Source organism: Nocardia sp. KT25-26, assembly GCF_056627695.1.
In genome coordinates this window covers 4,677,964-4,697,363 of sequence record NZ_CM152813.1, presented here as the reverse complement: position 1 = coordinate 4,697,363, position 19,400 = coordinate 4,677,964, and the positions used below count along the sequence as shown (strand labels likewise).

Here is a 19,400-nt window from a genome sequence, read left to right as displayed (position 1 = left end):
TGGGCGGCTGTCGGAACGCCGATCAACCGGCGGCGAAGGGTACCGGCCGCCGGATGGGCGCAGCGCGCGCAGTGGTGGCCACCCGTCCGGCTGTCAGGACACCAGTGTCGCGACCGCGGCCGCGGGCGTGCCGACCTGCGGGTAGGTCGGGTATTCGATGCCGGAGATGTACTGGACCGTGCGCACCACCTGGCACGAGTAGCCGAACTCGTTGTCGTACCAGACGTAGAGGATGGCGGTGTCGCCTTCGACGATGGTGGCGTTGGCATCGATGATCGATGCGGCGCGGGAGCCGATGAAATCGCTGGATACCGCGTCGGTGGCGGCGGTGTAGTCGAGGTTGCGGCTCAACGGTCCGAACAGCGACATCTGGCGCAGGTAGGCCAGCACCTCTTCTTTGGTCGTCTCCTGCTCGAGCTGCAGGTTGAGGATCGCCATCGAGACGTCCGGGGTGGGGACACGGATCGAGTTGCCGGTGATCCTGGCCTTGAAGTCCGGCATCGCCTTGGCGACCGCGGACGCGGCACCGGTCTCGGTGAGCACCAGGTTGAACGGTGCGGAACGGCCGCGCCGGTCGGCCTTGTGGTAGTTGTCCAGCAGGTTCTGGTCGTTGGTGAACGAGTGCACCGTCTCCACGTGGCCGCGGGTGATGCCGAATTCGTCGTCCATGGCCTTCAGCGGCGGCACGATCGCGTTGGTCGTACAGGAGGCGCAGGAGAAGATCTGTCGGTTCAGGTCCTGATCGCGGTGGTTGACGCCGTGCACGATATTCGGGATGTCGCCCTTACCGGGCGCGGTGAGCACGACCTTGGTAATGCCGGGGCGCAGGTGCTGCGACAGTCCGTCGTGATCACGCCACCGGCCCGTGTTGTCGATCAGGATCGCGTTGTCGATGCCGTAGGCGGTGTAGTCGACGCTCGCCGGGTCGTCGCTGTAGATGAACTTGATGACGTTGCCGTTGGCGATGAGGGTGTCGTTGTCGGTATCGACCTTGATGGTGCCGTTGAACTGGCCGTGCACCGAATCTCGGCGCAGCAGCGAGGCACGTTTGACCAGGTCGTCGGCACCACCGCGACGCACCACCACGGCCCGCAGGTTCAGGCCGTTCCCCGAGCCGACCTTCTCGATGAGCAGCCGGGCGACGAGCCGGCCGATCCGGCCGAAGCCGTAGAGGACGACATCACGCGGTCCCTGCGGCTGCGTCTTGTTGCCGTTCGTCACCTCGGCCAGGATGTCGGCGGTGAACTCGGGAATCGAGAGGCCACGGTCATCGGCGCGATAGGCGGTGACCATCTGACCGAGGTCGATCTTGCACGGCCCCAGATCCAGCTCGGTGAGGGCCTCCAGGATCGGCAGGGTCTCGTGCACCGACAATTCTTCGCCCTCGATCTGGCGGGCGAACCGGTGGGTGCGCAGGATGCTGATCACCGACTTGTTCACCAGCGACCGGCTGTGCAGCAGGACCGTCACACCCTTCTCGCGATACAACCTGCCGATGGCGGGGATCATCGCCTCAGCGGCGGCTTCCTGGGTGTTCCAGCGGTCGAGTTGCTCGGTGGTCAAGGCGGATCCTCGGGATTCCTCGAAGTGGTGGCCGTATCGATACCGATGCTAACGACGCCCGCGATATCACCGAACCCGGCTACCCCCTTGTGAGATCCCCGCCTCGTGCCGCCGGCGGTGCGGCGTCGCGGTCGCGACCTTGCATCCAGGTGTGCGACCGTGCATCACCGGCGATGCAAGATGGCGCATCTGGATGCAAGGTCGGCTCGGCGCAGGCGGCGGGCACACCGGCCGCCACCACCCTGCTGCCCTGTCCTACGTCGGCGGTCAACTGTCCAGGTGGCGGAGCGTGGTCGGCGGGATGTAGTCACCGACCGGGGTGCGGTGCCACCATGCGTGGCTGCGGCGCAGTTCGCGGGGCGTGGTGAAGCGATAGCGGTACAGGCGGGCCCGGACGAAGGTCGGCGGTGCTCCGGGGAAGGGGTTGCGCCGGAGCAGGCGCAGGGTAGCGGGGTCGTTCTCGAGCAGCCGGACGACGAGGGGTTCCAGCCATCCGCGGGCGTAGGCCGGCGAGATGGCGGCGAACCACATCAGCCAGTCCAGGCGCAGGTGGTAGGGCGCCCACTGGCGGGGTAGCCGTCGGGGGTCGCCCGGTTTGCCCTTCAGCTCGTATTCCTGCCATCGGGTGTTCCGGGTGAGGACGGGGTCGTCGGTGCCTTCCAGGACCACCTCCCACCGTTCCCGTTCGACGCTGCCGAACGCTCCGTAGCTGTTGACCAGGTGCAGCGAGTCGTAGGAGGTGTTCATCCGCTGTCGCCGGGACAGCAGGTTCCGCGCGGGCCGGTAGCTCAGCACCACAATCAGCGCGGTCACCGCGATCACCGGCACGGTGAACCACACCGGTGGTGCGGGCAGGGCCGGTGCGGCAACCACCCACGAGACGTCGACGACGCTGGTGGCAAGGACGATGGTGAGCCAGTTCAGCCAGGCGAAGTTGCCGGACAGGACCAGCCACAGCTGGGTGGCGATGATGATCAGCGCCGCCACGCTCGCGACCGGCTGCGGTGCGAACAACCCGAACGGGACCACCAGCTGGGTGAAATGGTTGGCCGCCACCTCTGCGCGGTGCACCGGCCGCGGCAGGTTGTGGAAGAACCAGCTCAGCGGCCCGGGCATCGGCTGGGTCTCGTGGTGGTAGTAGAGGCAGGTCAGGTCACGCCAGCAGCGGTCGCCGCGGAGCTTGATCAGCCCGGCGCCGAATTCCACCCGGAACAGCAGCCAGCGCAGGGCCAGCAGGATCAGGATCGGTGGGGCGGTGTCGTCGTTGCCCAGGAAGATCGCCAGGAATCCGGCCTCCAGCAGCAGCGATTCCCAGCCGAACGAATACCAGGTCTGGCCCACGTTCACGATCGAGAGGTACAGCGCCCACAGCACGGTCCACAGCAGCATCGCCGCCCACAGCGGCACCAGGTCACCGAGTCCCGCGATCAGCGCGGCCGACAGCACCACCCCGGACCAGCAGATCACCGCGAAGAACCGGTCCGAATAGTGCCATCGGAAGATGCTCGGCGCCCGGCGCCATCCGGTCCGTGCCAGGAACCGGGGAATCGGGGTGAGGCCGTGCGCTCCGAGCAGTGCCCGGAACTGCCTGGCCGCCGCCAGGAAGGCGACCAGATACACTGCCGCCAGGCCGTGTTGGAAGACCTGCCGACTCAGCCAGTATTCGGGTGCCGTGAACCATTCCATCCCGGTCGCACCTCCCGACCGCGGGAATCAGCTACTCAGCTCTCCGCTTCGAGTATCTCAGCCCGGGATGTCCGATACGACCGTTTCGTCGAGTGTGGCGGCCCGGCTGCAGTCATGCCTTGGTACTCTCCCCGGGTCGTGGTGTTCGGGAAACCGGTGTGGAACCGGTGCGGCCCTCGCCACTGTGATCGGGAGCGGAGCAGCGTCCCGGACGACGTCCGGAACCACTGAGGCCGGCAGGCCTCGGGAAGGTAGCTGCACCGCACGACATCCCGTCAGCCAGGAGACCGGCCACGGCGTAGCACCCGCTCCACGAGGATCTGGAAGGCGGTCACCTGTGACCATGTCTGTTTCCGCGCGCCTGCGTATCGGCGCCGTCATCGCCTGTTCGGCCGTTCTGGCCGGTTGTGGCGTCCGAACCGAACCGGCTGCGAGCAGTGCCGTGTCGGCCACCCGCACGAACTGCGGGATCGAGATCGCAGTACCCGAACCGCCGCAGCGAATCTACGCGGCCTATCAGCCGTCGATCGAGATCGCGCATGCGCTCGGCGTCACCGACCGGCTCGCCGGGACGGCGTTCCTGGATTCGGCGGTACTACCCGAGTACCGGGATGCCCAGGCCGAGATGGACTATGTGGAGAAGCTGCCCAGCCGCGACGAGATGCTCGCGAAGAAACCCGATTTCGTCCTTTCCGGATACAACGGTGTCTTCGCCGAGTCCATGCAGCAGAGCGTCGGGACCCGGGCGAGCCTGCACGAACTGGGTGTGCAGACCTGGATTCTGAGCCCGCTGTGCCCGAGCGAGGACGGCCTGTCCGACGAGGCCATCGACCCGGCGACCGTCCGCTTCGACAATGTGTACGCCGACCTGGCCGACCTCGGCGCCCTGTGGGGCGTGTCCGAGCGCGCCGACGAGGTGGTCGAGGATCTGCGCACCCGCATCGAAGCGGTGCGCACGACCGTCGAAGGCGCCGAACGGCCGCGGGTGGCTGTCGTCTCGGTCAAGGACGACGGTTCGTACACCGTCGCCGGTGGCACCGACTTCGTCACCCGAATCATCGATGCCGCCGGCGGCACGAATCTCTTCGCCGATCTCACCCAGCGTCGCAATGTCCCGATCGGCGCGGAGGAGATCATCGCCCGCGACCCGGACGTCATCCTGACCAGCCTGTGCTGCGATGCGAGCTACACCCGAGCCGACGGGCAGCCCGAGGCCGACCGGCTCCTCGCCGACCCGGCGTTCGCCAACCTGACCGCCGTCCGCAACGGCGACGTGTACCCGTTCCTGTTCGCCGACCGGGCCGCCGGTGTCCGGATCGCGCACGCCACCGAACTGGTGGCCGAACTGATCCACCCGGATCTGTTCGACTGATGAACCGCAGCTTCCGCGGCTCGGGGCTGATCGTCGCCGGTGCCGGGCTCGCCGTGGTGTGCGTGGGCTCGCTGCTGGTCGGGTCCTATCCGGTCACCCTCGACCAGGCCCTGTCGGCATTCACCGATTTCCAGGGGACCGACACCGACCGCATCGTCCGCTACATCCGGCTGCCGCGCACCCTGGCCGGTCTGCTGGCCGGGATCGCGCTCGCCCTCGCCGGTGCCGTCATGCAGGGCCTGACCCGCAACCCGCTTGCCGGGCCCGGCCTGCTCGGCATCAACTCCGGCGCGTCCCTCGCCATCGTCGTCGCCATGGGCACCCTCGGACTCGCCGCACCGAGCGGGTTCGTCTGGTTCGCCTTCCTCGGTGCGGCGGTCGCCGCGTTGTTCGTGTACACGCTCGGGTCGCTGGGATTCGGTGGTGCGACACCGGTGAAGTTGGCGCTGGCCGGCGCCGCATTCGCCGCGCTGTGCTCGTCGATCACCACGGCGATCACGCTGCTGGACCGGTCCACTTTCGACGACTTCCGGTACTGGGTGGTCGGATCGCTCACCCGAGCCGAACTCGGCGACGTGGTGGCGATGGTGCCTTTCGTCGGTGCCGGCGCGTTGCTTGCGGTAGCGGTCTCACGGACGCTGAACACGCTGGCGATGGGCGACGATATGGCCCGCACGCTCGGTGCCCGCCTCGTCGCGGTGCGGGCCGCCGGTGCGGCGAGTGTGGTGCTGCTGGCCGGGGCCGCGGTAGCCGTCGCCGGTCCGGTTGCCTTCATCGGGCTGGTGATTCCGCATATCGCCCGGATGCTCGCCGGACACGACTACCGGTGGATCCTGGCCTGGTGTGTCGTGCTCGGGCCGGGTCTGCTGCTGCTCGCCGATATCGTCGGGCGGGTGGCGGCGCGGCCGCAGGAGGTCCAGGTCGGCATCGTCACCGCGCTCGCCGGTGCGCCGTTCTTCCTCTACCTGGTCCGCAACCGGAAGGTGGCGGCGCTGTGACTGCCACGCGTGACACCGTGCTGCCCACCGGGACGCTCCTGGTGCGTTCGCCGCGCCGCGGCGTCGCGTTCCGGGTCCGGCGGCGCGCGGTGCTGATCACCGTTCTGCTCGCCGCGGCCGCGCTCGCGGTGGCGGCGTGGTCGCTGACCGTCGGGCACTATCGGCTCACCGTCGCCGATGTGCTCCGGGTACTCGGAGGTGGTGGCACACTCATCGAATACGACGTCGTCGTCGCCGACCGGCTGCCACGCATCCTGACCGGGCTGTGCGTCGGGGCCGCTTTCGCCCTCTCCGGTGCCGTTCTGCAGCGGATCGCGAGGAATCCTCTGGTCAGTCCCGAGATCATCGGCATCAACGCCGGCGCCTCGCTGGGCGCGCTGACGGTGAGCGTGGTACTCGGCGGGGCCGGTCTGGTCCTGGTCGCCGGGGCCGCCGGCGGGGCCGCGGTGGCGATGTTGCTGATCGTCGCCGTGGCCACCGAGGACGGGCTCGACGGGTATCGGCTGGTCCTGGTCGGGATCGGTGTCACGGCGATGCTGTCGGCGGCGATCTCGTTCCTGCTGACCCGGGCGAGCGTGTACGAGGCGCATACCGCCGCCATGTGGCTGACCGGAAGTCTGGCCAACCGCAGCTGGCTGCACGTCGGTTTCGGGGTGGCGGCGGTAGCCCTGGTGGCGCCACCGCTGCTGGTGGTCGCCCGCACCCTTCCGGTGCTGGAACTGGGTGACGATCTCGCGGCCACGCTGTCCGGCCGGCGCGGTCCGCATCGGGGCACGCTGATCGTGCTCGCCGCCGCGGCGGCCGCGTTCGCCACCGCTGCCGCGGGACCGATCGCATTCGTCGCCCTGGTCGCTCCGCAGATCGTCCGGCGCCTGCTCGGTGAACGGGGTGCCGGGCTCGCCCCGGCCGCCGCCGCGGGCGCGCTGCTGGTGGTGTCGGCCGATCTGGCCGCGCGCCGCCTGTTCCCGGCCGAACTGCCGGTCGGGGTGGTGACCGCGATTCTCGGTGCGCCGGTTCTCGTCTATCTCCTCGCCCGCGCAACAAGGATCGGACACGCCGGATGACCGCTCATCTCACCACTTCCGCCCTGAGCCTCGGCTACGGCGACCGCACGGTGATCACCGAGGCCACCGTGGATTTCCCGCCGGGCGAGCTGACCGTCATCGTCGGCCGCAACGGCTGCGGTAAATCGACACTGCTGCGCGGGCTGGCCCGCCTCGTCCGCCCCGCATCGGGTGCGGTGCTGCTCGACGGAGCCGATATCGCCGACCTGCCCGCCCGGACGCTGGCCCGGCGGCTCGGGATGCTGCCACAGCAGCCCCAGGCGCCGGACGGGATCACCGTCGCCGAGCTCATCGGCCGCGGCCGGCACCCGCACCAACGGTGGTTCCGGCAGTGGTCCGACGCCGACGAGACCGCCGTTCGGCATGCCATGACGGTGACCGGCACCCTCGACCTGGCCGACCGTACCGTCGACGAGCTCTCCGGCGGCCAGAAACAGCGGGTGTGGATCGCGCTGGCCATCGCCCAGGACGCGGAGGTGATGCTGCTCGACGAGCCGACCACCTTCCTCGATCTGGCCCATCAGCTCGACATCCTCGAGGTGTTGCGGAACCTGCTGCCCCGCACCATCATCGCCGTTCTGCACGACCTGAACCTGGCCGCCCGCTACGCCGACCGGCTCGTCGCCGTCGAGGACGGCCGGGTGGTCGCGCACGGGACACCCGCCGAGATCGTCCGGCCGGAGTTGGTGGCCCAGGTGTTCGGAGTGGCGTGCACCGTGATCGACGATCCGGAAACCGGTACGCCGCTGGTCGTTCCCGTAGCGCGGAAGGTGCGCACCGGATGAGTCCGCGGCCGTCCCGTCGCCCGACCGGACATCCGTACCCCAGCGGCACACGAAAGGCGCGAAACGTTATGAGCCGTCGGCACATCCTGGTTGCCCGACCTACCCCCTCGGGTGTGGACATCCCCGCGGTCGAAGCGCTGGCCGGGGCCTGCGGTGTCGGCTACGCACTGCTGGACCAGGACGAACCGACTGTTCGCGACGTCCTCGACGCTGCCGTCGCAGCCGGGCTGCCGGTCACCCTGATCCCGCTGGCAGTGCCGCGTGACCGCTACCTGGAGACCTGGATTGCCCGAGCCGTCGCCAACTGGCGCGAGGTTCGCGGCTGTGACCACGATGTGCGGATCGCCCGAAGTATCGACTCGACAGCGGAATTCGCCGAAGTGGTGCGCAGCCGGATGGCCGAGGAGGGCACCCCGGTCACCGCGAGCCCACGTGCCTTCCGCAGCCCTGCCTGGTCGCAGATTCCCGAGCACGCCGAACACATCCTGGTCTGCCGCGGCCCGCGCTGCACCGTGTACGGGGCGGGCGAGCTGTATCGGAACCTGCGCCGGGACAACCCGGATGCGCTGGTCACGCCGACCGGCTGTCTGTCACCGTGCAACCTGGGGCCGCTGTACATCACCTATCCGAGTGGCGAGTGGCATACCGATGCCGGGGTCGGCGCCGAAGGGGCCGGTGCGGCCGTGTAGGACCGGGTGCTGTCCCGGGCACCTCCGCTGTTCGGATTCAGTCTGCGATACCGAGGATCTGCCGGACGGTCTCCGGCCGGTCCAGGGCACCGAGTATGGCGTGGGCCAGGTCGGCTCGCGAGATCCGGTGTTCGCCGGGCACGGCACCGCCGAGCGCCTCGCGGTAGTTCTCGGTGCGTTCGGTATCGAGCAGGCGTGGTGGGCGCACGATCGTGCACTCCGCCGGACTCGCCCCGATCGCATCTGGAGCGGTGTCGGTTTCGTCCAAGACACCGGCGGCGAACACCTCTAGGTTGAATTCAGGCAACGAGCCGGACCCGATCTCAGGAGGAAGAAATGGCGCGCGAACTGGTGTACACGGGCTTCATGTCGCTCGACGGTGTGGTGGACTCGCCCGGTGGCACTGCCGAAGGGCATCGCAGCGGTGGCTGGGTGATGGACACCGAGTTCGTGCCCGAGGCGTTCGCGCTGAAGGGGGAGGAGCTCGCCGATACCACGGCACTGATGTTCGGCCGCCGCAGCTATGAGGCCTTCGCGCCGATCTGGCGGGATTCCGAGGATCATGCTGCGTACAAGGAGCTGCCGAAGTATGTGGTGTCGTCCGGCCTGGACGATTCGGCCCTGATCGACGGCTGGGGTCCGATCACCATCCTCCGGTCCGAGGAGGACGTCGCGAAGCTGAAGGCGTCCGACGGCGGCGCCATCTACATCCACGGCAGCGCCGAACTGGCCCGCCGCCTGCAGGACGCCGACCTGATCGACCGCTACAACCTGCTCGTCTTCCCGGTGCTGCTGGGTGCGGGCAAGAGCCTGTTCGCCCGGTCGGATCGGGACAAGCAGTCGCTGCGGCTGCGGGAGTCGGCGAGCTACGCCAACGGCGTCACCAAGCTGATCTACGACGTCGTCCGCTGAGCCGGATCGAGGGCGAGCGGGCCGCCGGTTCCTTCGCGCAACTGCCGGGTGGTCCGCCCGACGTATCGGCGCAGCGCCCGGGCGAGATGCGGTTCGTCGTAGTACTCGAGTTTCGCGACCACATCGCCCGGTGCCTCGCCGGAGGCCAGCAGCACGGCCGCGGTGCGGGCGCGTCCGATCTGCCGGACGGCGCCCTGGGTGAGTCCGGTCGCCGTCCGGAATCGGCGTTCCAGGGTCCGCTCGCTCACCGCCGGCGATCCGCCCCGCAGAGCCTCGGTGACCAGCGGGTCGCGGACCACGACGCCCTCCCGGACGAGGCGCTCGACCAGGGCCTCGGCGTCATCGGCCTGCGGTGTCTCCCGGTGCGCGCCGTCCAGCCAGAACGTTCGCCCGGTGACATCCGGCAGTGTGATGCCACCGTCCAGCAGCGATGGCGTCGCCACCGTGCGTAGCGAGGTGCCGACCGCGAACTGGATCCCGACGAAACTCGCCCCTTCCGGTACCGGTGCGGTCCCGGTGCGGCTCTCCGGCCCGGTGATCACCGCGTAGCGCCGACCCTCCTGCTCCCAGAACACCAGCCCCCAGGTCTCCGAGGCGACCGAGGTCATCGTCGAAACCTGCTCGCTGCGGCAGGTCCAGATGGACTCCACCCACGGCGAGTCCGATTCCCGCGTCCCGAAGCGCAGTCCCACCATCGGGATTCTAGTCCGGAGGACCCCGACCTGCGGCTCGTCGGTCGTGGGGCGGGACGGAGTTCCATCCGTCCAAGCCGCACCTCGACACGGCCCGATACTTTGCGCCCATGACCATCCGCCGCGCCACCCCGGACCTTCGCGCCCCCGATATGGCTGCCTCCCGCGCCTTCTACGAAGGGCTCGGGTTCACCGTGGCCATGGATCTGGGCTGGGTGGTGGCCATGGCCTCACCCGGGAACCCCACTGCCCAAGTGCTGCTCTTCGAACCCGGAGCCGAGGAACCGCAGCCCGACCTGAGCGTCGAAACCGATGATGTGGATGCGCTGCACGCGGCCATGGTCGCCGCCGGCGCCGATATCGTCTACGCACTGCGTGACGAGCCCTGGGGTGTGCGGCGCTTCTTCGTCCGCGACCCCGGGGGAGCCGTCGTGAACGTGGTGAGCCACCGGTAGTCAGGCCGCGGTGCGCCGATACCGCTCGTAGACCACTCGCGATCCGAATGTCCGGCATTCCGCCAGCTCGAGCGGGATGGCCTCGGTGACCGGTGGCAGCAGGGGCGTGCCGCCGCCGAGGATGATCGGACTGCGGAAGATCCGGAACTCGTCGACGAGCCCGAGTTCGATCGCTTGCCCGGCCAGGTGCGCGCCACCGATCTCCACATCCCGGTCCGTCGAAGCGAGCACGGCGGCGACCTCATCGGCCAGTGGCCGCTCGGCGAGCCGCGCATTGCCCTCGACCTGCTCGAGCGTGTTGCTGAACACGACCTTCGGCAGTGCCGACCAGACATCGGCGAAGGCGGCACCGAGGTCGGTGTCGCGCATCGACGGTTCGGTCTCCCACGGCAGCATCGTCTCGTACAGTTTCCGGCCGCACAGGCATCCGCCCAGTTCCGCGACCGAGTCGAGGTGGAAGCGGAACAGTTCGTCGTCGGGTGCTCCCCAGTCGAACGAGCCGGCGCGGTCGGCGATGAAACCGTCCACCGAAACACCCATGGAAACGAGCAGCATGGTCGAACTCCTCACCCTCGTATCGAGCTATCTGTGCCGGACTCGCCGATCGGTGTCGAGTGCCGTGAACGCCGCCGCAACCAGGATGAGTACCGCGGAGACCAGCAGCGCCATCTCGAGCCCGCGATGGAACGCATCTTTGCCGGCGTCGAGCACTTCCGACACCTTCGACAGATACTGCAGATACGGCCCGATGTCGACGCCCTCGGGTATCCGGCCCCGTTCCACGGCCTGAATGGCGTCGGGCTGCAGGGTGGTGGGCAGCCCCAGTTCGGTCATCCGGGCGCGCAGGTCCGCCGAGAGGAAGCCACTGACCAGCGCCCCGAGCACCGCGACACCGAATGCCGACCCGATCTGGCGCATCGTGTTCGTCACCGCTGCCGCCATCCCCGAATGCTCCGCAGGCACCCCCGACATCACGGCCGAGGTCAACGGCACCACCGCGACACCGAATCCGAATCCGGCCACCGCCATCGCCGCCGACAGGGTCGGATCGTGCGGTGTCCCGGCCAGGGCCTGGCGGGTGAGCAGGATCCCGCCTGCCCCGAGGACGCAACCGGCGATCATCGGAATGTGTGCGCCCCGGCGCGCAACCCAAAAGCCGGTGAGCAGCGCCCCGACCACGATGGCGACCGCCATCGGAACGAAGACCGCAGCCGTGCGGCCGGCCGAATAGGACTGCATCACCTGCAGATACAACGCGGTGATGAAGAAGATCGAGAAGATGCCGAAATAGACGGCGAACGCGACCACCAGAGCGCTGCGCACCGCGCGCAGGCGCAGATAGCGGAACTCCAGCATCGGAGCGCGTACCCGATGTTCGACGGCGACGAATCCCGCGAAGGCGGCCGCTCCCAGCCCGAACAGTGCCAACACCGGCGGCGAGGTGTAACCCCGATCCTGCCCCACGGTCGCGGCGTACACCACCGAACCGAAAGCGGTCGCGCCGAGCAGCGCCCCGGCCCAGTCGACCGGCTCCCGCCTGGGGTCGGCACTCTCCGGGATCGACCACAGCGCCGCGAGCAGCGCCGCCGCCCCGATCACCAGGTTGAACCAGAAGATCGAACGCCAGCCGTACGCGTCGACCAGGACGCCGCCCACTACCGGCCCCGCTGCGAGTGCCAGCCCGGACACCGCCGCCCACACGCCGACCGCCTTCGCCCGGGCCCGCTCGCCGGGAAAGACATGCCGCAACACCGACAGCGTGCCGGGCTCCGATGCGGCGGCCCCGAGCCCCATGATCGCGCGCCCGGCGATGAGCATCGCGACACTGCTCGCCATTGCGGACACCACCGACCCGGCGCAGAAGATCACCAGCCCGACGATCATCACCCGTTTGCGTCCCCATCGGTCGCCCAGCGAGCCACCCGCCAGCATCAGGCCCGCGAACACCACGGTGTAGGAGTTGACCACCCACTGCAGCAGCGTGACATCGGTGCTCAACTCGTTCCGGATGTCCCCGAGCGCCACGCTGACCACGGTGGTGTCCAGAAAAGTCACGAACACCACGGCGACAACGGCCCCCAGTGCGACTCCCGGCCGCGCCGCGGCCCCCGGCGCCGTACCCTTCGGTCTCACGCGCACAGCGTACTGGGGAGTTCCGGTGATGTCGTCCGCGAGCCGAACCGGTCGGATAAGTCGCGAATCCGCCTGCAGGGGTGGCCTAGGCTACGGGGTGTGGACGAGACGATCGAGCCGGATGCGGAGATGCAGCCGCATCCGCACGAGCCGCATGCCGAGGGGCTGGCCGCCCGTCTGAACTGGCTGCGGGCCGGTGTTCTGGGCGCCAACGACGGCATCGTGTCGACGGCGGGACTGGTCGTCGGCGTCGCGGCGGCAACCACCAGCACGACCACCCTGCTGACGGCGGGCGTCGCCGGGGTCACGGCGGGCGCGATCTCGATGGCGGTCGGGGAGTATGTGTCCGTCAGCACACAGCGTGATTCGGAGCGCGCTCTGCTGTCGAAGGAGCGCCGGGAACTCGCCGAAGAACCCGAGTACGAACTGGCCGAGCTGGCCCAGATCTACCGGGCCAAGGGACTCTCTCCGGAAACGGCGCGCACCGTGGCGGAGGAACTGACGGCTCACGATGCCTTCACCGCCCACGCCGAGGCGGAACTCGGGCTCGACCCGGCCGGGTTGACCAACCCGTGGGCAGCCGCGTTCTCGTCGGCGGTGGCGTTCACGCTCGGTGCGTTGCTGCCATTGCTGGCGATTCTGCTGCCGCCGGTGACGGCCCGTGTCCCGGTGACGTTCGGCGCCGTACTCGTCGCCCTGGCGATCACCGGATCGGTCAGCGCGGGGCTTGGCCGCAGCAGCCGACGGCGGGCGGTCGTCCGAGTCGTGCTGGGTGGCGCGCTGGCCATGGTCGTCACCTACGGTATCGGCCAACTGGTCGGCGTATCCGGAGTCTGAACCGGCCACGGATGAAATGCCCCATCCCGCAGTATTTCTGAATATTTGGTGCTGCTGACCCGCCTATACCATGATCGACCTACCGCTCCGGTCCCGGAGCGGGTGTCATGGGGAGATCTCGAATGTCGTTTCTGGGTAAATGTTTGACGGCGATTGCGGTTTCGGGGGCGAGCATCGCGTTCGCCGCCGGACCCGCCGTGGCCGAACCCGGGCCGGATGGCTCACTGTACGGTTCGATCGCCGTCTATGCCGATCCCGATCAGACGGTCGTGGGTGCCGGCTGGAACTACCCCAGCTGGGAGCAGGCCGATCTGCGCGCGCTCGGCGAATGCGGGATGGTGGGCTGCAAGGTGCTGTCCCGGTTCCGCGACGGCTGCGGTGCCGTCGCCGAGAGCGGCGACGGCATGCTGCTGCACGGCGGGTCGGGACGTAACCGGTTCGAGGCCGAGCGGGATGCCCTCGGCAAGCTCGCCGCGGCCGCGCCGCCGCCCTCGCCGCTGGCGGCATTCGGCTCTTCGGCGCCGGGTTCCGGGCCGGGCCGCATCATCGCGGTGGAATGCACCGGCAACGCCGGCTGATCCGGCAATCGGCCCCGTGCGGGCCGGAATGAGGGCCGGGCATCCGTACGGATGCCCGGCCCTGTCGGTATCGCAGTCCGAAAAAATCTGCGGCGCGCGATGAGTTCGCGATCCGTGCCCCGTCTCATCTTCTGAACGCGCCACCGACCCGGTGCCCGACAGAAGGACCAGAGATGACCACCACCACGAACGTTCCTACCGCCCTCTCCGCCGCAACTGCGCACCGCCCCAGCAGGATCCGCAATCGCATCCTGTGGACGCTGCAGATCGTGCTCGGCCTGTTCTTCATCATCGCGTCCGGCGGCCCCAAGCTGGTGATGCCGAACGCACTGATGGAGAACGCCCCCGCGAACGTGAACATCTCCATCGGGCTGCTCGTCTTCATCGGTGTCGCCGAGGTCGCGGGCGGTATCGGCCTGATGGTGCCCCGGCTCAGTGCCCTGGCCGCTGCGGGCCTGGCCGTGCTCACCGTCCTGGCCGCCGGAACCCAGGCCTTCATCGCGGAAGCGCCCGGCATGGCGATCTTCCCGCTGGTGCTCGCCGCGATCTTCGTCTGGATCGCCTACGAACGCCGCGCCACGATCACCGACCTGCGGAACTCGCTCACGCGGTGACGAACTCACCGGCAGGACCGGCGATCGGTGGACCACCACCGATCGCCCGTTCGTGCGTTTCCGGGTCGGAAACGGCACAGCGAGCCGCTGGCATTCGTCTTCGTGGTGGTGGACGGATGCCGGAGGATCGCGGCGTGCCGGGCAGTGCGAATCCTGATATTCGGGGCGCGGCTCACTGGGACCGGGCCTCCGAGTTCGGTCACCGGGGTGGCGCCCGACAAGTCCGCCGAGGTCCGCCGTCGTCGCCATGTCCTCATTTCCGGGCCGGTGCGCACCACACCTCTGATCGACGTCCGACCGCCGTATTCTCGCGCGTGGTGAGCAGGTGGACGATCGGATGGGTCCAACATTGTCAATGTTAGTTAAATCACAAAAGTTGCCAATGAGGCCGTGTGGCTATTACTAATAGCTCGATCGATGTTCGGTTGGTCCGGGTGGGGGCAAAGTCGAGAGGGAGTACTCAGTGTTCATGCGTTCAATTCGCAATCTTCTCCTCGGTGCACTGCCGTTGGCTGTGGTGGTCACCTTTGCCGGCAGCGGTCTCGCGTCAGCGAACGCCGACGCCGACCACCCGGCTCAGCCGGCGACCGCGATGGCCGTCCAGGGTGGCGGCTACGAGACCGCCATCGCCGAGTTTTCGTTCGGATCCGATAGCCCGGCGGCCGAAGTGATTTCGGAGGATGCAGCGGAGCTTTCGAGCGAAAGCCCTGCCCCGGAGGTGGCCGCTCCCGTCGTTTCGGATGTGATCGAGCCCCAGCTGCACGACGTCGCGACCGATCCGAAAGCCGAGAACTCCGACCCGGTGGTCAACGGTGCCGTCGCCGGTGCCGGTATCGGTGCACTCGCCACCCTGGTCAACTGCATCCCGTCCGTGATCGTGCTGGGCGTGGGCTACCCGATCTGCCTCCTCGTCGCCACACTTCCCCATGCGGCCGTCGGCGCCGTCATCGGTGGGATCGTCGGCCACGTGAACCCCGAGGCCGTTCCGCAGGTCTTGCCCTGAGAAGTAGATGGGTCGGCAGGGACTGCCTCCAATTCCGGGACCCCCGGTGCTGCTGCGGTGAAAGCGCAGTCGCGCTGGGGGGGCTCGCTGGAGTCGTCCGATCGGCGGGCATCGAGCGGTGCCGAAGTTCGTGCTCCAGGTCTCCATGGTGGTTATCGGCGTGGTTGTGCAGCGGTGAACAGGGTGACGTCGCCGACGTCGGTCAGGTGATATTCGCCGAACGCGGCGTCGAGTGCTGCGGCGAGGTCGGCCCGGGTGTCGTCACGGTTGTTGAATGCACCGATCCGCCGGTAGGTGGTAGTGAGGAGGCGGCCGAACCAGGTTTGCGGTGTTTGCTCTCCGAGGATGGTGGAGCCGAACAGCGTGCCGTCATCGGCGAGCACCCGGGAAAGATGGGCGAAAGAGATACCCTTCGTGGTGAAATCGCCAGGTACGCAATGTAAAACGAAGTTCATGCCGATCGAGTCGTAGCCCGTGCCGACCTCCTCGGGTGCCGGCGCGAGAACATCTGCGATGGTTTCGCGCACGGTGTGTCCGGCTCTGCGCAGTCGACGGGCAGCGTAGGTGAGGGAGGTGCGGTTCAGGTCCGTCACCGTGATCTCGGCATTGCCGGGAAATCGGGTGTGGGCCGGATACCAGCCCGAGCCGGGGCCGACTTCCAGATGCCGTCGGTCGACGTGGCGGTGATACCGGCCGAGCATGGTGTCCGCGGGGCAGCGCCACCCGAATCGGTTGCTCAGCCGGATCACCCAGATGTCGTAGATGGCCAGAAATGGCAGGCAGTACGGTGCCGCCGCCTTTCGGACCGCATCGCCGGACGCTGGCGACCCGTTGTCGTCCTGGGAACCGCCCATCACTACCCCCGCGTTGCTGGTTGTCGGTCTCGATCACAGCCTTGCATACACCGATTCCGGTGCCCAGACCGTTGTGTGGACATCGCCCGGACCGCGGGCCGATAGACTCGTCGCCATGAGCACTCGGGGGATGCTGGCGGCGGAGTACGCAGAGCTGATTGATCTGCTGCGCGATCTGTCGGATACGGACTGGGACTCACCGTCCCTGTGTGCGGGCTGGCGGGTCCGCGACGTGGTCGCCCACCTGCTGCAGGACACCTATTCGCCGCTGGGTTACACGGCCTTGGTCGCACGGAACTTCGGCTCCGTCGACCGGATCAACGGTTCGATCGTAGCCCGGTTCGCGAACACGGCGCCGACACAGCTGGTGGATGCGATGACGCACCGGAGCGGCCGCTTGTCGAAGTTCGCCCCGAGACTGATGCTGGCGGATCTGCTGGTGCACCAACAGGACATTCGTCGCCCACTCGGCCGCCCCCGTGAAATTCCGCGCGACCGGATGATCGCGGTCCTCGACCATCCCGACCCGTTTGCGTTCCCGGGCCGACGCACCAAAGGATTACGCTTCGTAGCCACCGACGTCCCGTGGACATCGGGTGCCGGCCCCGAAATTCGCGGCCCCGGTGAGGCCATCGCCCTCGCTGTAGCCGGACGCCCGGTCGCCCTCGACGATTTGACCGGCGACGGTGTTGCAGAACTGCGCCGTCGCTGCGACCGGGCCGTCGGGTGAACAGTCCCTCTCTGCAACGGTGTTCGGAACCTCACTCCGCGATCCGGCCGCCTGCGGGCGAGGTCGAGGTTGTCGTTTCTCACCATGAGCGCGCGACATTGCGGGTCGCTGGTGTTTTCCTGAAAATCGACGCCGATCGTTCGCGCACCGACATCGAGGTCGAGGCGATGGCTTCGGCGCCGATCCCGACTCCGGATGTCCTGTGGCGCAAGCCGCATGTACTCGCGCTGGCTGCGCTCACCGGTTCGGCGCTCGGCCGCCGAGGTGAGTCGTCGACCGCGTCGTCGGCAGCGTGGGCGGCGGCTGGTGCCGCCGTGCGGATGCTGCACGACGCACCGCTGCCGCCATGGCCTGGCAGGAGCTGCGAGGAAGTGGCGGCGGAGCTCGATGGTGAATGCGAGTGGCTCGTCGCGAATGGTGTGCTGCCCGCCGACGTGGTGACTCGCAACCGGCGGGTTGCCGAGGCCGCGTTGCGGCCGTGGACATCGGTGTTCACGCACGGTGACCTGCAGGCCGCGCACGTGTTCGTCGCCGGTGACGAGCTCACCGGCGTGCTCGACTGGTCGGAGGCGGCCCCGGGTGATGCCCTGTACGACCTCGCCACCTTGACGCTCGGACAACCGGAGCGCCTGAATGACGTTCTTGCCGGCTACGGTGCCGACGTGGACCTCGACGTGATCCGCGCGTGGTGGTCGGTGCGGAGCCTGCTGGGGGTTCGCTGGTCGGTCGAGCACGGATTCGATCCGGCGGCACCGGGCTGTGAGGTCGACGTGCTGCGAAGCCGGGCGATGGGGGACTGAGCGGACGAAGCAACATTCGCTCGACACTGGTCGGTGTCAGGATCGTCCAGGGCGGGGTGCCAGTCGCCGGTGAGGCTCGTTGCTGTGCCTCGATGGCAGAAGCCTGCCTCCGATGGTTGGGCCCATCGCCGCGTGCAGAATGTGGACGACGAGTCGTAGCCTGTCCCGTTGAACTGGCGACGACTCCGTGGGAGGCGCATGTGATCCGAGGATCGACGGCTTCGAGGTATCGGCGCTTCGCCGACATCGAAGCCCGGGGCAACTCCTCGTGCTACGAGGCATGGGCCCGGGGCGTCGCCTCCGATCCGGTGTTGTTGGCGCTGCTGGATCTATTGCCACAAGAGAAACGGCAGCCGAATCTGGTTTTCGCGGCAGCCAGGTTTCTCGGGGTCGGTGGGCCGCCGTTCGCTGAGTTCCGGGATTGGGTTGTCGAGAATTGGGACAGCCTGGTCCGGACCGCGATGAGTCGGAGAACTCAGACGAATGAGGTCGGGCGGGCGGCGGTGCTGCTGCCTGTACTCGCACAGTTGCCGGGCCCGCTGGCGTTGATCGAGGTAGGTGCTTCCGCAGGGCTGTGCCTGTACCCGGATCTGTTCAGCTATTGCTACGACGATCGGGGCGTTCTCGATCCCGCCACGGGCCCATCCGGTGTGGTTCTTCGATGCTCGACGTCGGGCGCTCCGCCGATTCCGGATCGTCTTCCCGAGGTGGTGTCGCGCGCGGGTGTCGATCTGAATCCTCTTGATGTGAATAGTGCCGACGACGTCCGCTGGCTCGAGTGTCTGGTCTGGCCCGGCCGGCCCGGCCGGCTGGAGCGGCTGCGCGAAGCAGTGGCCATCGCGCGGGCACACCCGGCATCCGTGTTGTCAGGCGACCTGAACGAAACCGTCGCGGCCCTGGTCGCTGCCGCTCCGGCGGGTGCGACGGCTGTCGTCTTCCACAGCGCGGTACTGAACTACCTGACCGTCGCCGACCGCATGCGCTTCGAACGCACCGTCCGTGGGCTGCCGTGCCGCTGGTTGTCCAACGAGGGCTGTGGGGTCATGCCCTCGATTGCGGCCCGGCTCCCTGAACCGGCAGAAAACACTCCGGGGCAGTTCGTGGTTGCGCTGGATGGTGCTCCACTGGGTTACGCCGGGGCACACGGCCAATCCCTCGACTGGCTTGCTCGGGAACGTGAGCAGAAGTGACACACATGCCACAAAACTGTGCGCGAGGGGGGACTTGAACCCCCACGTCCGAGGACACCAGAACCTAAATCTGGCGCGTCTGCCAATTCCGCCACTCGCGCTCGATGGTACGACCGTCCAAACTCTACCGGGCGAATCGGGATGTGCGAAGCACTGGGCGGGCGTGGCGTACTCGCCAGTAACACGACCTGGGATTATAACGATTGGGTAACCGTGAATATGAGGGGCGCTCATGTTTCTGGACGGTGTCCAGTGCTGTCACCTGGGGGTTCAAACATGAGGCACGCTCATGTTTCAGATGCGTTTGGTACGGGCGTGCAGAAATACCGATCGGTAGCCCGCGGGGTGCGGAACAAACGTGAGGGTTTCCTCATGATTCTGTGGAATCCTCGGCCACAGACACTGCCCGTAGTCCGCGTACCCGATCGCGATCCGAGCACCGGAT

Annotated in this window: 21 protein-coding genes, 1 tRNA gene and 1 riboswitch; of the genes, 14 read left to right on the top strand and 8 right to left on the bottom strand. The window is 68.0% G+C overall.

What is annotated here, in order from left to right; all coding sequences use genetic code 11:
* Positions 1 to 93 precede the first annotated feature (93 nt).
* The gene (locus AC1HFH_RS21245; RefSeq protein WP_480247930.1) at positions 94 to 1,509 is read right to left on the bottom strand and encodes a glyceraldehyde-3-phosphate dehydrogenase; all 1,416 of its coding nucleotides are present in this window, start codon (positions 1,507 to 1,509) and stop codon (positions 94 to 96) included.
* A 321-nt stretch (positions 1,510 to 1,830) separates the two neighbouring features.
* Positions 1,831 to 3,249, bottom strand: coding sequence for a lipase maturation factor family protein (locus tag AC1HFH_RS21240; RefSeq protein WP_480244541.1), 1,419 nt, complete (start codon positions 3,247 to 3,249; stop codon positions 1,831 to 1,833).
* Between the two features lie 103 nt (positions 3,250 to 3,352).
* Positions 3,353 to 3,559, top strand: a riboswitch (cobalamin riboswitch).
* A 33-nt stretch (positions 3,560 to 3,592) separates the two neighbouring features.
* On the opposite strand from AC1HFH_RS21240, the gene AC1HFH_RS21235 reads away from it, so the two are divergent.
* From AC1HFH_RS21235 to AC1HFH_RS21215, 5 genes are all read left to right on the top strand, one after another.
* Positions 3,593 to 4,621 carry an ABC transporter substrate-binding protein gene (locus tag AC1HFH_RS21235; protein WP_480244540.1) on the top strand — a complete coding sequence of 343 codons (1,029 nt, stop codon included), beginning with the start codon at positions 3,593 to 3,595 and terminating at the stop codon, positions 4,619 to 4,621.
* Positions 4,621 to 5,619, top strand: a complete 999-nt coding sequence (locus tag AC1HFH_RS21230; protein WP_480244539.1) for a FecCD family ABC transporter permease — start codon at positions 4,621 to 4,623, stop codon at positions 5,617 to 5,619. The genes AC1HFH_RS21235 and AC1HFH_RS21230 overlap by 1 nt, the downstream gene beginning before the upstream one ends.
* Positions 5,616 to 6,683: a FecCD family ABC transporter permease gene (locus AC1HFH_RS21225; RefSeq protein ID WP_480244538.1), complete on the top strand. Its 1,068-nt coding sequence runs from the start codon at positions 5,616 to 5,618 to the stop codon at positions 6,681 to 6,683. Before AC1HFH_RS21230 ends, AC1HFH_RS21225 begins: the two co-directional genes overlap by 4 nt.
* Complete coding sequence (locus tag AC1HFH_RS21220) at positions 6,680 to 7,468, top strand: ABC transporter ATP-binding protein (RefSeq protein WP_480244537.1); 789 nt, start codon at positions 6,680 to 6,682, stop codon at positions 7,466 to 7,468. The genes AC1HFH_RS21225 and AC1HFH_RS21220 overlap by 4 nt, the downstream gene beginning before the upstream one ends.
* A 113-nt stretch (positions 7,469 to 7,581) precedes the next feature.
* Entirely contained in the window at positions 7,582 to 8,157 is a 576-nt protein-coding gene (locus AC1HFH_RS21215; RefSeq protein ID WP_480244536.1) for a (2Fe-2S) ferredoxin domain-containing protein, read from the top strand.
* 37 nt (positions 8,158 to 8,194) lie between these two features.
* Here AC1HFH_RS21215 and AC1HFH_RS21210 read toward each other — a convergent pair whose 3' ends face one another.
* The gene (locus tag AC1HFH_RS21210; protein WP_480244535.1) at positions 8,195 to 8,464 is read right to left on the bottom strand and encodes an NAD(P)H-binding protein; all 270 of its coding nucleotides are present in this window, start codon (positions 8,462 to 8,464) and stop codon (positions 8,195 to 8,197) included.
* A gap of 29 nt (positions 8,465 to 8,493) precedes the next feature.
* On the opposite strand from AC1HFH_RS21210, the gene AC1HFH_RS21205 reads away from it, so the two are divergent.
* Positions 8,494 to 9,069 carry a dihydrofolate reductase family protein gene (locus AC1HFH_RS21205; protein WP_480244534.1) on the top strand — a complete coding sequence of 192 codons (576 nt, stop codon included), beginning with the start codon at positions 8,494 to 8,496 and terminating at the stop codon, positions 9,067 to 9,069.
* Here AC1HFH_RS21205 and AC1HFH_RS21200 read toward each other — a convergent pair.
* Positions 9,051 to 9,761 carry a helix-turn-helix domain-containing protein gene (locus AC1HFH_RS21200; protein WP_480244533.1) on the bottom strand — a complete coding sequence of 237 codons (711 nt, stop codon included), beginning with the start codon at positions 9,759 to 9,761 and terminating at the stop codon, positions 9,051 to 9,053. The genes AC1HFH_RS21205 and AC1HFH_RS21200 overlap by 19 nt on opposite strands.
* A 110-nt stretch (positions 9,762 to 9,871) precedes the next feature.
* Here AC1HFH_RS21200 and AC1HFH_RS21195 point away from each other — a divergent pair, with 110 nt between their 5' ends.
* Positions 9,872 to 10,216: a VOC family protein gene (locus AC1HFH_RS21195; RefSeq protein WP_480244532.1), complete on the top strand. Its 345-nt coding sequence runs from the start codon at positions 9,872 to 9,874 to the stop codon at positions 10,214 to 10,216.
* Here the strand turns inward: AC1HFH_RS21195 and AC1HFH_RS21190 are convergent, their stop codons facing one another.
* Entirely contained in the window at positions 10,217 to 10,771 is a 555-nt protein-coding gene (locus AC1HFH_RS21190) for a dihydrofolate reductase family protein (RefSeq protein WP_480244531.1), read from the bottom strand.
* Positions 10,772 to 10,798: 27 nt separating this feature from the next.
* Positions 10,799 to 12,349: an MFS transporter gene (locus AC1HFH_RS21185; protein ID WP_480244530.1), complete on the bottom strand. Its 1,551-nt coding sequence runs from the start codon at positions 12,347 to 12,349 to the stop codon at positions 10,799 to 10,801.
* A 129-nt stretch (positions 12,350 to 12,478) separates the two neighbouring features.
* Between AC1HFH_RS21185 and AC1HFH_RS21180 the strand changes: the two genes are divergently transcribed.
* From AC1HFH_RS21180 to AC1HFH_RS21165, 4 genes are all read left to right on the top strand, one after another.
* Entirely contained in the window at positions 12,479 to 13,186 is a 708-nt protein-coding gene (locus tag AC1HFH_RS21180) for a VIT1/CCC1 transporter family protein (protein ID WP_480247929.1), read from the top strand.
* A 122-nt stretch (positions 13,187 to 13,308) separates the two neighbouring features.
* The gene (locus AC1HFH_RS21175) at positions 13,309 to 13,764 is read left to right on the top strand and encodes a DUF4189 domain-containing protein (protein ID WP_480244529.1); all 456 of its coding nucleotides are present in this window, start codon (positions 13,309 to 13,311) and stop codon (positions 13,762 to 13,764) included.
* Positions 13,765 to 13,937: 173 nt separating this feature from the next.
* Positions 13,938 to 14,378, top strand: coding sequence for a DoxX family protein (locus tag AC1HFH_RS21170; protein WP_480244528.1), 441 nt, complete (start codon positions 13,938 to 13,940; stop codon positions 14,376 to 14,378).
* A 463-nt stretch (positions 14,379 to 14,841) separates the two neighbouring features.
* Entirely contained in the window at positions 14,842 to 15,381 is a 540-nt protein-coding gene (locus tag AC1HFH_RS21165) for a hypothetical protein (protein WP_480244527.1), read from the top strand.
* 152 nt (positions 15,382 to 15,533) lie between these two features.
* On the opposite strand, the gene AC1HFH_RS21160 is transcribed toward AC1HFH_RS21165, so the two are convergent.
* Positions 15,534 to 16,082, bottom strand: a complete 549-nt coding sequence (locus tag AC1HFH_RS21160) for a class I SAM-dependent methyltransferase (RefSeq protein WP_480244526.1) — start codon at positions 16,080 to 16,082, stop codon at positions 15,534 to 15,536.
* Positions 16,083 to 16,143: 61 nt separating this feature from the next.
* Between AC1HFH_RS21160 and AC1HFH_RS21155 the strand changes: the two genes are divergently transcribed.
* From AC1HFH_RS21155 to AC1HFH_RS21145, 3 genes are all read left to right on the top strand, one after another.
* Positions 16,144 to 16,965 carry a maleylpyruvate isomerase family mycothiol-dependent enzyme gene (locus tag AC1HFH_RS21155; RefSeq protein ID WP_480244525.1) on the top strand — a complete coding sequence of 274 codons (822 nt, stop codon included), beginning with the start codon at positions 16,144 to 16,146 and terminating at the stop codon, positions 16,963 to 16,965.
* A 167-nt stretch (positions 16,966 to 17,132) separates the two neighbouring features.
* Positions 17,133 to 17,765 (top strand): phosphotransferase family protein, encoded by a 633-nt coding sequence (locus AC1HFH_RS21150; RefSeq protein WP_480244524.1) that lies wholly within the window; start codon positions 17,133 to 17,135, stop codon positions 17,763 to 17,765.
* A gap of 200 nt (positions 17,766 to 17,965) precedes the next feature.
* Positions 17,966 to 18,955, top strand: a complete 990-nt coding sequence (locus AC1HFH_RS21145; RefSeq protein WP_480244523.1) for a DUF2332 domain-containing protein — start codon at positions 17,966 to 17,968, stop codon at positions 18,953 to 18,955.
* Between the two features lie 19 nt (positions 18,956 to 18,974).
* Here AC1HFH_RS21145 and AC1HFH_RS21140 read toward each other — a convergent pair.
* Positions 18,975 to 19,056, bottom strand: a tRNA-Leu gene (locus AC1HFH_RS21140).
* Positions 19,057 to 19,400 lie beyond the last annotated feature (344 nt).